Annotated in this window: 12 protein-coding genes; 3 read left to right on the forward strand and 9 right to left on the reverse strand. The window is 65.0% G+C overall.

All coding sequences use genetic code 11. The features are described from left to right. Nucleotides 1-3: 3 nt before the first annotated feature. The 5 genes from fliJ to fliF all read right to left on the reverse strand — a co-directional run bounded on the left by fliJ (nt 4) and on the right by fliF (nt 5,450). Nucleotides 4-516 (reverse strand): flagellar export protein FliJ, encoded by a 513-nt coding sequence (gene fliJ, locus ACQ3C8_RS15525; RefSeq protein WP_428853258.1) that lies wholly within the window; start codon nt 514-516, stop codon nt 4-6. Between the two features lie 67 nt (nt 517-583). Further along, on the reverse strand, nt 584-2,011 hold the full coding sequence (gene fliI, locus ACQ3C8_RS15530) for a flagellar protein export ATPase FliI (protein WP_428853259.1): 1,428 nt from the start codon (nt 2,009-2,011) through the stop codon (nt 584-586). Continuing rightward, entirely contained in the window at nt 2,008-2,706 is a 699-nt protein-coding gene (locus tag ACQ3C8_RS15535; RefSeq protein WP_428853260.1) for a FliH/SctL family protein, read from the reverse strand. Before ACQ3C8_RS15535 ends, fliI begins: the two co-directional genes overlap by 4 nt. Further along, nucleotides 2,699-3,694, reverse strand: coding sequence for a flagellar motor switch protein FliG (gene fliG / locus ACQ3C8_RS15540; RefSeq protein ID WP_009522192.1), 996 nt, complete (start codon nt 3,692-3,694; stop codon nt 2,699-2,701). The genes ACQ3C8_RS15535 and fliG overlap by 8 nt, the downstream gene beginning before the upstream one ends. Then, nucleotides 3,684-5,450: a flagellar basal-body MS-ring/collar protein FliF gene (gene fliF / locus ACQ3C8_RS15545; RefSeq protein WP_428853261.1), complete on the reverse strand. Its 1,767-nt coding sequence runs from the start codon at nt 5,448-5,450 to the stop codon at nt 3,684-3,686. The genes fliG and fliF overlap by 11 nt, the downstream gene beginning before the upstream one ends. A gap of 304 nt (nt 5,451-5,754) precedes the next feature. On the opposite strand from fliF, the gene fliE reads away from it, so the two are divergent. Further along, complete coding sequence (gene fliE / locus ACQ3C8_RS15550) at nt 5,755-6,108, forward strand: flagellar hook-basal body complex protein FliE (RefSeq protein WP_428853262.1); 354 nt, start codon at nt 5,755-5,757, stop codon at nt 6,106-6,108. Nucleotides 6,109-6,216: 108 nt separating this feature from the next. Here fliE and ACQ3C8_RS15555 read toward each other — a convergent pair whose 3' ends face one another. The 4 genes from ACQ3C8_RS15555 to ACQ3C8_RS15570 form a co-directional block, all read right to left on the reverse strand. Continuing rightward, the gene (locus ACQ3C8_RS15555; protein WP_428853263.1) at nt 6,217-6,564 is read right to left on the reverse strand and encodes a flagellar protein FliT; all 348 of its coding nucleotides are present in this window, start codon (nt 6,562-6,564) and stop codon (nt 6,217-6,219) included. Nucleotides 6,565-6,580: 16 nt separating this feature from the next. Continuing rightward, nucleotides 6,581-7,027 carry a flagellar export chaperone FliS gene (gene fliS, locus ACQ3C8_RS15560; RefSeq protein ID WP_428853264.1) on the reverse strand — a complete coding sequence of 149 codons (447 nt, stop codon included), beginning with the start codon at nt 7,025-7,027 and terminating at the stop codon, nt 6,581-6,583. An 8-nt stretch (nt 7,028-7,035) separates the two neighbouring features. Further along, nucleotides 7,036-9,063 (reverse strand): flagellar filament capping protein FliD, encoded by a 2,028-nt coding sequence (gene fliD, locus ACQ3C8_RS15565; protein ID WP_428853265.1) that lies wholly within the window; start codon nt 9,061-9,063, stop codon nt 7,036-7,038. Between the two features lie 206 nt (nt 9,064-9,269). Next, nucleotides 9,270-10,421 carry a flagellin gene (locus tag ACQ3C8_RS15570; protein WP_009522186.1) on the reverse strand — a complete coding sequence of 384 codons (1,152 nt, stop codon included), beginning with the start codon at nt 10,419-10,421 and terminating at the stop codon, nt 9,270-9,272. Between the two features lie 299 nt (nt 10,422-10,720). Between ACQ3C8_RS15570 and ACQ3C8_RS15575 the strand changes: the two genes are divergently transcribed. Both ACQ3C8_RS15575 and fliL read left to right on the forward strand, forming a co-directional pair. Then, on the forward strand, nt 10,721-11,353 hold the full coding sequence (locus tag ACQ3C8_RS15575; protein WP_428853282.1) for a LuxR C-terminal-related transcriptional regulator: 633 nt from the start codon (nt 10,721-10,723) through the stop codon (nt 11,351-11,353). 139 nt (nt 11,354-11,492) lie between these two features. After that, the gene (fliL, locus tag ACQ3C8_RS15580) at nt 11,493-12,005 is read left to right on the forward strand and encodes a flagellar basal body-associated protein FliL (protein ID WP_009522182.1); all 513 of its coding nucleotides are present in this window, start codon (nt 11,493-11,495) and stop codon (nt 12,003-12,005) included. Nucleotide 12,006 lies beyond the last annotated feature (1 nt).

Below are 12,006 nucleotides of genomic sequence, written 5' to 3' on the forward strand. Positions count from 1 at the left end.
TACTCAATGGTCGGCTTCGAAAGAGGTGGTAGAAGACGCGGCCGTGGCCGCCTTGCTACTGTCATTGGCATGTGCTGCGCGATGCAGCTTCATGGCGTGTTCGTCGTTTTCGCGCTGCTCGCGGCGCTGCTGTTCCATGCGTTGCGCCGCATGATGGCGCGCCTTGAGCACATCGAGCGACTGCTCGTAACGCTGGCGCTCAAGCCACGCGGCGCGCGTATCGGCCAGCCTGCGCTCGAGCGCCTGCACGGTGCCGCGCTGCTGTTGCTCGGCCAACCCGAGCCGGTCGATGAAGGCGGCGTGGTTGCGCAAGCGCGCCACATCCACACCCGCACCGCCAGTTGCCTGCAATTGCGCGCGGTAGTTGTTGCGGTAATTGGCCAATGTCGCAAGCTGCTGGTCGGCCGCTTCGCGATGATGCTGCAGGCGACCAACTTCGCGCGACGCCTGCTCCGTCTTCTCACGGGCAAGCTGCAGCACGGTTTCGAGCCGGAAAGCGCGTTTGGACTGGGTCATGCGGGCTCCTTGCGGAAGGTCCGTGGGAAGGGCTGTGGGAAAAACGGTGCGTGAATCATGACGGTCCTCAACTGTCGAGCACCGCCGCCAGGCGGATCAGGCTCTCGGCACGCGCCTCGGCTTCGAACATGCCCTGCTGCAGAAAGGCTTCGATCAGCGGATAGCGGGCAATCGCTGCGTCGGTCAGCGGATCGCTGCCGCGCGCATAGGCGCCCACCGCAATCAGGTCGCGGTTATGCTGGTAGCGCGCATACAGCTGTTTGAAGCGGCGCGCCTGCTCGAGCGTGTCTTGCGGTACGACGGCCGACATCACGCGGCTGATCGAGGCCTCGATGTCGATGGCCGGGTAATGCCCTTGCTCCGCCAGCGCGCGCGACAGCACGATATGGCCATCGAGAATGGCGCGCGCGGCATCGGCGATTGGATCCTGCTGGTCATCGCCCTCGGTGAGCACGGTGTAGAACGCGGTGATCGAGCCACCACCTTCGGCCGTTCCGTTGCCGGCCCGCTCCACCAATGCCGGCAACTTGGCAAATGCGGATGGCGGGTAGCCCTTGGTGGCCGGCGGCTCGCCGATGGCGAGCGCAATCTCGCGCTGGGCCATGGCATAACGTGTCAGCGAATCGACAATCAGCAGCACATTCAGGCCCTGGTCGCGGAAGTATTCGGCGATGCTGTGGGCATAGGCAGCGCCCTGCAGGCGCATCAGCGGCGAGGTATCGGCCGGCGCGGCCACCACAGCGGAACGCCGCAGGCCGGCTTCGCCGAGAATCTGGTCGATGAATTCCTTGACCTCGCGGCCGCGCTCGCCAATCAGGCCGACCACCACCACATCGGCATGCGTGTAGCGCGCCATCATGCCCAGCAGCACGCTCTTGCCGACGCCGCTACCGGCGAACAGGCCCAGGCGCTGGCCCCGGCCGACGGTCAGCAGGCCATTGATGGCGCGCACCCCGACATCGAGCACGGTGTCGATAGGCTGGCGCTGCAGCGGATTCATGGGTGGCGGCGTCAGTACGCCCCAGTCAAGCGCTTCGGGCGTGCCCAGCGGCCCCTTGCCATCTAGCGGCAGACCATTGGCATCGACTACCCGGCCGAGCAGGCGCGGACCGACCGGCAGGAACTTGGCGTGGCGGGCGCCTGGGTCGGCATCGAGCGGCACGCGCTGTGCCTGCGCCGGCAGTACCCGCGCACCCGGCACAAGTCCGTGCATATCGGTCTGCGGCATGAGGAACAGGCGTTCGTCCGCGAAACCCACGACCTCCGCCAGTACCTCGCGTCCACCGGGCGCCAGCACACGGCAGGCGCTACCCAGCGGCAGGCGCAGGCCGGCCGCCTCCATGACGAGTCCCGACACCCGCGTCAGACGGCCCGACACCACGGCCGGCTGGGCCGTGGCGGCACGGCGCGCCTGTGCGGCAAGATGGGCCTGCCAGCCCTGCACATGAGGGTTGATGCCCGTCGCCGAGATCGGAGCGGCAGCCGATGTCATCATGCCGCCATCCATGGTGTGGCGCGTTCCAGCGCGCGGGTCAGTTCCTGCCACCGTGTTTCCAGCCTGGCATCGATGGCGCCATGACGCGTCTGCACGAGACAGCCGCCGCGCGTCACGTTGGCATCGGCAAACAAGGTCCAGCCGGCGAGTTCGCAATCCCCGCCCAAATGCTCACGGACCAGCGCCACGTCGTCCGGATGCAGGCGCAAGGTGGCCGGACGCTGTGCCTCCGACGCCTCGCGCAGCAGTTCCTCGACGACCGGCAGCAGGCGTTCGGGCTGCACGGCGAGCGCTTGCCGCACCAGCATCTGGCTGAATTGCAGGGCAAGGTCGAGGACGCTGTCGGCCATCGCAGTATCGACTGCCTGAAAGGCATCGCGCCAACCAACCGCCAGCGCCTGCAGCGCCGCACTCGCTGCAGCGACCTGCTCCGCCCCGGCGGCATGGCCTGCGGCCACCCCTTCGGCGTAACCTGCCGCATAACCAGCCTCGTGGCCTGCCAGACGGGCAGCATCTTCGGCTGCCTGGCGTGCTTCCTCGCGGGCCCGCGCGCGCGCCTCGGCGGCGGCCAGTACAGCCTCGGGATCCGGCACGGCTGCTGCAGGCTGCGCCTCGGGCACGGCCGCACCGAATGCCGACGGCTCCCAGCGGCGATATGCCGTGAGCGCCTCGCGCCGGATGATGGGCTTAGACAAATGCGTCCTCCGCCTTGCGGCCGATCACGATCTCGCCATCGTCTGCCATGCGGCGGGCGATTTGCAGGATTTCCTTTTGCTGCGTCTCGACGTCGGTGACCCGCACCGGGCCGCGCACCTCCAGTTCCTCGCGCAATGCCTCGGCGGCGCGCATGGACATATTGGCAAACACGCGGTCGCGGAATTCCTGGCGCGCGCCTTTGAGCGCCACTACCAGCATCTCGTCCTGAAGTTCGCGCAACAGCGTCTGCAGGCTGCGGTCGTCGAGATCCATCAGATTGTCGAACACGAACATCTCATCGACGATGGCATCGGCGAGCTCAGGGTCCCGTGCGCGCACGCCTTCGATCACTGTGCCTTCGTAGGCGCTGCTCATGTGGTTCAGGATCTCTGCCGCCGTGCGCACGCCGCCCATGGCGTTCTTCTTGAGATGGTCGCTGCCGGACAGTAGCTTGGTCAGCACATCGTTGAGTTCACGCAACGCGGCGGGCTGCACCCCGTCGAGCGTCGCGATGCGCAGGATCACGTCATTGCGCAGCCGTTCGGTGAAGCCGGACAAGATGTCCGATGCCTGGTCGCGATCGAGGTGCACCAGGATGGTCGCGATGATCTGCGGATGCTCGTTGCGGATCAACTCCGTCACCGAATTGGCGTCCATCCACTTCAGGCCTTCGATGCCGCTGGTGTCGCCGCCGTTGAGGATGCGGTCGATAATGCCTGCCGCGCGGTCCTCGCCGAGCGCCTTGCGGAACACTGCACGGATGTAGTCATTGGAATCGACATCGAGCGCAATCTGGCCATCGGCCTCGACGTAGAAAGTGTCGATGATCTCGACCATCTGCTCGCGCGTCACGGTCTTCAGGCTAGCCATGGTGGCGCCGATCTTCTGCACTTCGCGCGGCCCCAGGTACTTGAGTACCTGTGCCGCCTCGTCCTCGCCCAGCGTCATCAGCAGGATAGCGCTGCGCTGCAATCCATCAGCGCTCATCGGAATTCACCCATTCACGGACAATATTGGCAACCAGGCGCGGATTCTCGCGCGCCACCTTGCGCACCATCTCGAGTTGCGCATCGAACGCGGCACGCGTCGCTTCAGACTGCGCATGCCGCTCGTCGTCGATGATCGGCGTCACCGGTGTCACGCCGGGTTCGGTCTCATCCGGCAGCATCGGCGTGTCTTCGCGGATGTTGATCTGCTGGCCGGGCTGCTCGGTTTCCGCACGGCGGTTGGCGCGCCGCATCAGCGGCCGGATGACGCCGAATATCACCGCCAGCACGGCCAGCACCAGCGCGCCGTACTTGGCAAGCAGCGAGGCGTACTGGATGGTCTCCGGCTGCTTCCACACCGGCAGGATCTCCACCGGCTCTGGCTCCGGCTCGTTGAAACGGCTGTTGACGACATTGACCGAATCGCCGCGTTCAGCATTGAAGCCCACGGCATCCTTGACCAGTGTCGTCAGCTTTGCCATTTCCGCTTCGCTGAGGGCCTGTTGCTGGATCGCGCCATTCGCGCCAGCCGGCACCTTGCGGTAGTTCACCACCACCGCCACCGACAGGCGCCGCACGGCGCCCATGTTCTGGCGCGTATGGCGCACCGTCTTGTCAACCTCGTAGTTGGTGGTGGCATCCTTGCGGGCGCTCTCGCCACTACGCTGGCCATTCACCAGCGCCGTGGCCGCCGCCGCCGTGGAGCCCGGCTGGCCAGGAGCAGGTGCGGCTGCTCCTGGTGCGGTGGGCGCCGGCGCGGTGGCCTGCACCTGTGGCGATGGCGGCGCCTGGTTCGACAGGGCGCCCGGCACGCCACCGATACTGTCCGGTTTCGCGTTGCGCGTTTCGCTGATGGTCTGGCTGCGGATCGCGGCCTGGTTTTCGTGCTGGTTCGGGCGGTAGCTTTCCGCCATCTGCTCGGTATCGGCCAGATCGATGTCTGCCGTCACCTGTGCATGGACGTTGTTGTCGCCGACGATGGGCTTGAGAATCGCGTGGATGCGGTCGATGTAACCCTGTTCCACTTCACGCGAATACTCCAGTTGACGGCCGTCGAGACCTGCCTTCTCCTGGAACACGGCGGACAGCAGGCGCCCGGCCTGGTCGACCACCGTGACACTCTTGATCGGCAGGTTGGGCACGCTGCTGGCCACCATATGGCCGATGGCCTGCACCTGCGAAGGATCGAGCACACGCCCCGGATACAGCGTCAGCACCACCGAGGCGCTGGGCTTGGGCTGCTCGCGCACGAATACCGAGGGGCGCGACAGTGCGAGGTGCACGCGCGCAGCCTGCACCTCAGACATCGACTGGATGCTGCGGGCCAGTTCGCCCTCCAGCCCGCGCTGGTAGTTCACCTGTTCGGCGAACTGGCTGGTGCCGAACTTCTGGTTCTCCATCAGTTCGAACCCCACCAGTCCGCCCTTGGGCAGGCCTTGTGCGGCCAACTTGAGGCGCGTGTCATGCACCCGGTCGGCCGGTACCAGGATGGCGCTGCCGCCGTCGCCAAAGCGGTGCGGCACATTCATCTGCTGCAGGGCAGCGAGGATTGCGCCGCCATCACGGTCGGTCACATTGCTGTAGAGCACGCGATAGTCGGGCGTGCGGCTATACAGCGACACCAGCACGGCAATCGCCACGGCCGCGACAATCGCCGCCAGTACCAGCAGCCGCGGGCGCATGCTCGAAAACGCCGCGGGCATGGGGAGGTTGCGCCATCTGTCGGCAACCGCCACCGGTTCGGCTGTCTGCGCCATCGTCAATCCATTCTCCTGACCGGGCCACCGCGTCCGCCGGCCCGTTTCCTTACCATTCAATCCGGGTGGCCGCGCGGACAGCTGCTCGACTGTCCACCGGACCACATGGGCCGCAACACTTCTCGGAAAAAAAGTACCTTTTGCCGCCAGTGCCTGATTATCAGGATGCACGCAAGCGGTGATCGGGAGAAAAGACGACCTTTTAGGCGCTTATTTGACGGCATGCGGGCGCCGGCCCGCTGGTACCTTGACGGCACGCGTACCACTGGGCGGACTGTGCCCATGCTTTGCCCGGAGAATACCGATGGAAACCACTGCCCTGTCCACCCTCTCGACTGCCCTGCAGGCCGCGCGCGACGCTACCGGCGCCACCTCGGCGTCGCCCGTCTCACAAGCGGCCCGCCGTGCCATGGGCGCCGGCGACGATGCACCGGTCAGCGTCGATTTCGGCAGCATGCTCAAGGCCTCGCTCGACAAGGTCGATGCCCTGCAGAAACACGGCGAGCGCCAGGCGGTGGATTTTGAACTGGGAAATGGTGTGGAACTGCACGAAGCCATGCTGGCCATGCAGAAAGGTGGCATTGCCTTCCAGACCACGGTGCAGGTGCGCAACCGGCTGGTCTCGGCTTATCACGACATCATGAACATGTCGGTCTGATCCGGCGGTACGATCCGCCTCCCCGACCGGGGCAACCAGCGGCCTTGCACCGCCGGTTTCGCACCCCGGGAATCCGGCCGACGACCGGACTCCTTTCTCGCGCAATCCTCAGAAGCGCGCCATCCGCCCATATGCCTGATGCGCCTGGCTGCCACGCCGGGCGTCGGCGATCTGGTGCTGCAGGGCATCCATAACTGGCTGTGCGACGCTGCGCACATAGGCATCGCTGCGCAGGATCTGCGTCAGCAGCAGGGTCTTGCGTTCGCGCTGACGCGGCTCCAGCGGCACGCTGGTATCTTCGGCGCGCAGCCGCGCCACCAGGATGGCACATTCGCGCTCCAGCGCAGTAACCGTATCCCAGTCCCCGGCGTCCGCGGCGTCTTCCATTTCCGCGGCATGCACGGCGATCTGCTCGTACATGCTGAGCATGGTGTCGTGATGAAAAGTGGATCCCATATGCATTCCCCTTTTCTCAGGCGCCCGCGACGGCAGGCATGGCGGATGTGGCGGGCGTAGCCAATGGCGCTGCTGCCGGGCGGGCAATCTCGCTCCAGGCGCTCTGCAGCGAGGCCAACAGGCCATCGACATTGTCGATACGATGTGTATCGTTGTGCAGGTTGGCAGCAATCAGTTCAGCTTCCATATAGGCGTACAAGGCATCGAGATTGGCAGCGATCTCCCCGCCACGTGTCAGGTCGAGGCTGCCGCGCAAACCTTCGCCGACGATGGTCATGGCGCGTGTGATGGCCCGGCCTTTTTCCGCCAGATCACGTCGCTCGACCCCGCGGCGCGCGATTGCCAGCGCGGAGCGCGCGCCTTCGAACAACATCTGGATCAACTGGTGCGGACTGGCACCCATGGTCGACGTTTCCAGTCCAACTTTTGCGTAAGCGCCCATGGCGCGTTGTGCCGCTAGCATGTCAGTCCTCAGCTGTTCGAGGTGGATTTGGCAAGCGCCGCCAGCTGCTGGGTGAGAAAGCTGCTGGTGGCATTCATATTGCTGATGAGCGAGTCGAGCGCCTGGAACTGTGCCAGGTAACGCGCCTCGCGCTGGGCCAGCCGCTCTTCGACATTGGCGATGTCGCGGTCGTAGCCTTTGATGGTGTTGTTGACGGCGTCAGTGCGGCTGGCCACCATGCCTTCCTTGGAGAGCAGATCGTCGATCATGCTCTTGAGCGTCGGCGCATAACCACGCGTGATCGTAACCGTGCCACGATCGCCAAGGTTGCCGCCGGGAACCGTCACGATCAGCCCGTCCACGACGGAACCGGATTTGCCGATGAGCGTCTGCCCGTTGCCGGTCGCGGCCTCGCCGTTGATCGTACCGGCAGCATCGACACCGTCCGTTGCTACGGGTGCGGCCCCAAACAGTGGATTCGCACCCGCCTCGGTAATGCCGAGCGTGGAAGCCGAACCATAGCGGTTGGACGTCAGCTGCAGTACACCACTGGCATCCATCGACACGCTCACGGCAGCACCAGCGCTGCGCAGGGCCTTGGCGCCGTTGATCTGGCTCTGCAGCAATGCCACCAGGCCGGCATTGGTGTAGGTACCGGGCGGCAGCGTAATATCGGCGCTCACGCCATCGACGCGAATGGTGAAGACATCGTTGTCGCCTGCCGTGATCGTCAGCGGCGCAGGCGCCGTGCCGGCGAGCTTGCCCTGCGTGGCGAGCTGGGTGACATTCACTGCATAGGTGCCGGCCTGGGTCTTGGCGCCGATCGTGCTGGCACTCACCAGGCTATCTGTGCTCTTGCCCACTTCGGCAAACAAGCGCATCACTTCGTCGGGTGCGCTCGCGATCTTGGCAGTGAGCTTGGCGTCGTCGAGCGAGAGCGTGCCATCTGCCTGGGTGCGGATGCCGAGATCAGCCAGCGACTGGACTTCGCCATCGCCGATGGTCTGCGACAAGGCACGATACATCTGCGAGCGTAGCACCGTGACGCTGGCATCGCTGGCCAGCGGGCCAATGGTCGTGCCCTTGGGATCATTGACGGTCAGTGCGTTGAGGGTTCGCGTCAGGTCGTTGTAGGCCTTGACGAAATCGCTCACTGCCTGCTTCGCTACGCCGGGATCAGCCGCAACAGTGAGGGAGGTCGAGCCGGTCTTGAGCAGGTTGAGGGTCACGCCCTCGAGCGCGCCCTTGACGGTATTCGAAGCGCTGGTCACGGCGATGCCGTTGATGGTCAGTTCGGCATTCTGCGCCGCCGACTGTTGCGTCAGGTTCTGCACCCCGGCCGGATCGTGGGCCAGCAGGCCGGTCAACGCGGCATCGGCAGTACCGCCATCGACAGCGGCATCGACGTCGATCCGTACGCTGCCGCCCGCGCCTGGCGCGGTCGATGTCAGGACCAGTCGGTACGGCGTACCCGCGCTCCCGTCATTGACGATGCTGGCGCGCACCCCGAGCTTGGCGGCATTAATGGCATCGCGGATGCCGGCGAGGGAATTGTTGCTGCCATCGATGACGATGCTGCCGCCCGTCCGGGTCGGGTCCTGGCTGAAGCTGGCACCACTGTATGCACCGTCCGCCAGCGTGCCGCCAGTGATGGCACCGAAGGAAAAGGTCAGCCGCGTGGGGCTACCGTCGCCGATAGGTGCGGAGATGCTGCTCTGGCCGGCCGCGACCGTGACCTGCGGCTGTGCCAGCTTGGTCACATTGAGCGCATACTGCGCGGCGACCGCACCTGCCGTGGCTTCCACGCCCAGCAGCGTGTTGTCGAAACCGCTGATCTTCACGCCGCCAAAGCGGGAGGGCTGCGCCACCTGGCCCAGCACAGTCTGAAACGAGGCCAGCGCGCTCTTGAGTGTGCCAAGGCCGGAGAGCCGCGCCTGGTAATCGCTCTTGCGCGCCTTGATGCTGTCCAGCGACTTGCGCTCGATCTGCATCAGGCCCTCGACGATCGATTTCACGTCGAGATTCGATCCAATACCGGGAGAAGAAACCGTAGACATGTCCGCAACCCTGCTGTGTCTGGCGCGGGCGCCTCATGGCGTGCCGCGCGCGGCCTGGATGGCCGATACCAGTAGAAACGGCAGCCAGCGGCACAACTTGAGCGCAGACACAAAAAAAGCCGGCGCGGGAAGGACGTACCCCCGCGCCGGCATGAGGCGGATCGACATACGCGGCCAGCGAAACGCCAGCCACGCATGCGCCAGGCTTAGCGGCCCAGCAGCGACAGCACCATGTTCGGCATCGAATTGGCTTGCGCCAGCATGGCCGTACCAGCTTGCTGCAGGATCTGGTTACGCGTCAGGTTGGCCGTTTCCGAGGCGAAGTCCGCGTCGCGGATACGGCTACGGGCGGACTCAAGGTTCTCGGACGTGCTCTGCAGATTCGAGATCACCGAAGCAAAACGGTTCTGGATCGCACCCATCTTGGCGCGCGCACCGCTCACAGCCGACAGGGCGGCGTCCATGGCGTTCATGGCCGTGTCGGCACCGGCAACAGTCGACAGGTCGAGCGCGGCGAAACCGGTCTGCGACGTCACAGTGGCGGCGCCGGCGGTCAGGCCGGTGGTGGCCGTGGTGGCGCTCGCGCCGCCGAAGCCGATCGTAAAGGCGCCGTTCGATACCAGCGACACGGTCGTGGCCGTATCCTTCACCGCATACACGCCCGATTGCTGCGCGATAGCGTTGATGGCATTCATCAGGCCGTCGGCACGCTCGGTAGCATTGCCGGCAGCGGCGATATCGCCCACGTTGTAGGTGTTGGCGCCCACGGTAATCTGGATATGGCCAGCCGTGATGGCGGTGAAGGCGGTCGCGGCAGCGCCCGTCACGTCAGCACGGTCGTAGGTGCCGAGGCTGGTGGAATCGGCATCGAGGATGCTGTCCACGGTGATGCGGTCGCCCGTGTTCGCGCCGATCTGGAACTCCTGGGCGGTGAACGAGCCGTCGAGCAGCTTCACGCCGTTGAAGTTGGCCGTGCTGGAAATCCGGTCGATTTCCGATTTCAGTTGTTGTGCTTCCGCGTCGAGCAGCTTACGGTCTGCCGTCGAGTTGGTGGCGTTACGCGACTGGACAGCCAGTTCGCGGATACGCTGCAGGTTGTTGCTGATCTCGCCCAGCGCGCCTTCGGCGGTCTGCGTCAGCGAAATGGCGTCGTTGGCATTACGCGCCGCAACATTGGAGCCGCGGATCTGCGTGCCGAAACGTTCGGAAATGGCCAGACCAGCTGCGTCGTCCTTGGCGCTGTTGATGCGCAGGCCCGAGGACAGGCGCGACAGCGACGTCTGCAATGCCGACTGGTTGTTATTGACATTGCGCTGGGCGGTCAGCGACGCAATGTTGGTATTGATACTGAGTGCCATGAAAACTCCTTTTTCCCGAGAAGTGTTGCGTAACCCGGCCACCGGGACCGGCAACGCAACGTGCCTTGAGCGGAGGCAGCGAAGTGCGTTGTACTTGTGTTATCGGACGGTGCGCGGAAATATTTAGGGAGAACGCGATTTTTATGTGACGGCTGGGTATGGCGCCACCGTGCCGCGCCACCGGGCTATACTCGCCGCACAGTTGGAAAGTGCGTGCGGAGCGCGGGCATGCGTGGCAGGACGCCCCTGCCCGCGCGAGTTGCCACGCGCTCCCCACCGGATACCTGGGTACCCTGTTGATGCAGAAAGTCCTGATTGCCGAACCGCTCGACATCTTCCGCGCCGGCCTGCGCCAGTTGGTGGAAGAGTCACGTATTGCCCGACAGATTGGCGCCGTGGCGTCCCGCGACGAGCTGGACTCCGCGCTGCGGAAGCAGCGCTGGCACGGCCTGCTGTGCGCACTGCCGGCAGAGCCATCGGATACATTCAGCTACCTGCGGGGCCTGCACCAGCAACTGCCGGAACTGCGGATCCTGGTGGTCGGCAATCAGTCAGAGGCGCAGCTGACCGTGCGCGCCCTCAAGGCTGGCGCCAGTGGCTACCTGCCCCGCACCGCCAGCCGCACCGAAGTCCTGACAGCGCTGCAGATGCTGGCGCGCGGCAAGAAATACCTGCCGCCGGGCATGATGGAGATCATCGCCGACAACCTCAGTACCGACTGGGAACAGGCTCGGCACGATACCCTCTCCGAACGTGAATATGAAACCCTCTGCCTGATCGGTTCCGGCCTGACCCTGAGTGATATCGCCGCCCGCATGCAGATCAGCGCCAAGACAGTCAGCGCCTACCGCGCGCGGATCATGGCCAAGATGCAGTTCCGCAACAACGCCGAGATGACCTATTACGTGGTGTCCAATCAGCTGGCGTCGTAGGCGACGGCAATCAAACCCCTGATAAACGGGGGATTCCCACCGCTTATCGGGCGAATCATCGTCCCCGGTCTCGTGAACAATACATGGCATTCTGCGGCGCAGTGTGCGCTGCAACCCGATATCACGACCGGATCGAACCATGGCAAACAGCAAAGCCGCCAAACTCCAGGCGGTCCCGCCCGAAGGGACGCCAGACGCGTCAGCGGGCAAGCCCGGCAAGCGCAAGCTCGTGGTCCTGCTGGCCGTCGTGGCGGCGCTGCTCAGTGGCGCCGGCGTCTGGCTGACGAGCACCGATGGCCGGGCATGGTTGGCCGCGCGGCTCGAGCCCAAGCCGCCGAGCCCCATCTATGTGGCCCTGGAATCGATGACCGTTAACCTGCAGCCGGACAACGGCGACCGCTACCTGCAGATCGGCATCGTACTGAAAAGCTATGACAAGGAGGCCGACGGCCTGGTGAAGATGTTTATGCCGGAACTGCGCAGCCGGGTCCTGCTCCTGCTGTCGTCCAAGACGCCGGCCGAGCTGTACCAGGCCGACGGCAAGCAGAAACTGGTGAAGGAAATCCTGGCCCTGACGCGGCAACCCTACAGCACGACGGTGTCCGACCTGAAGGTCAAGGACGTGCTGTTCACCAACTTTGTCATCCAGTAAC

The organism is Imbroritus primus, from assembly GCF_964332355.1.
Lineage (GTDB): Bacteria > Pseudomonadota > Gammaproteobacteria > Burkholderiales > Burkholderiaceae > Imbroritus > Imbroritus primus.

What these genes read in the sequence shown, in the direction of transcription:
- fliJ (WP_428853258.1), bottom strand. Translation starts at nt 516, where the DNA reads ATGACCCAGTCCAAACGCGCTTTCCGGCTCGAAACCGTGCTGCAGCTT.
- fliI (WP_428853259.1), bottom strand. Translation starts at nt 2,011, where the DNA reads ATGATGACATCGGCTGCCGCTCCGATCTCGGCGACGGGCATCAACCCT.
- fliG (WP_009522192.1), bottom strand. Translation starts at nt 3,694, where the DNA reads ATGAGCGCTGATGGATTGCAGCGCAGCGCTATCCTGCTGATGACGCTG.
- fliF (WP_428853261.1), bottom strand. Translation starts at nt 5,450, where the DNA reads ATGGCGCAGACAGCCGAACCGGTGGCGGTTGCCGACAGATGGCGCAAC.
- fliE (WP_428853262.1), top strand. Translation starts at nt 5,755, where the DNA reads ATGGAAACCACTGCCCTGTCCACCCTCTCGACTGCCCTGCAGGCCGCG.
- ACQ3C8_RS15555 (WP_428853263.1), bottom strand. Translation starts at nt 6,564, where the DNA reads ATGGGATCCACTTTTCATCACGACACCATGCTCAGCATGTACGAGCAG.
- fliS (WP_428853264.1), bottom strand. Translation starts at nt 7,027, where the DNA reads ATGCTAGCGGCACAACGCGCCATGGGCGCTTACGCAAAAGTTGGACTG.
- fliD (WP_428853265.1), bottom strand. Translation starts at nt 9,063, where the DNA reads ATGTCTACGGTTTCTTCTCCCGGTATTGGATCGAATCTCGACGTGAAA.
- ACQ3C8_RS15570 (WP_009522186.1), bottom strand. Translation starts at nt 10,421, where the DNA reads ATGGCACTCAGTATCAATACCAACATTGCGTCGCTGACCGCCCAGCGC.
- ACQ3C8_RS15575 (WP_428853282.1), top strand. Translation starts at nt 10,721, where the DNA reads ATGCAGAAAGTCCTGATTGCCGAACCGCTCGACATCTTCCGCGCCGGC.
- fliL (WP_009522182.1), top strand. Translation starts at nt 11,493, where the DNA reads ATGGCAAACAGCAAAGCCGCCAAACTCCAGGCGGTCCCGCCCGAAGGG.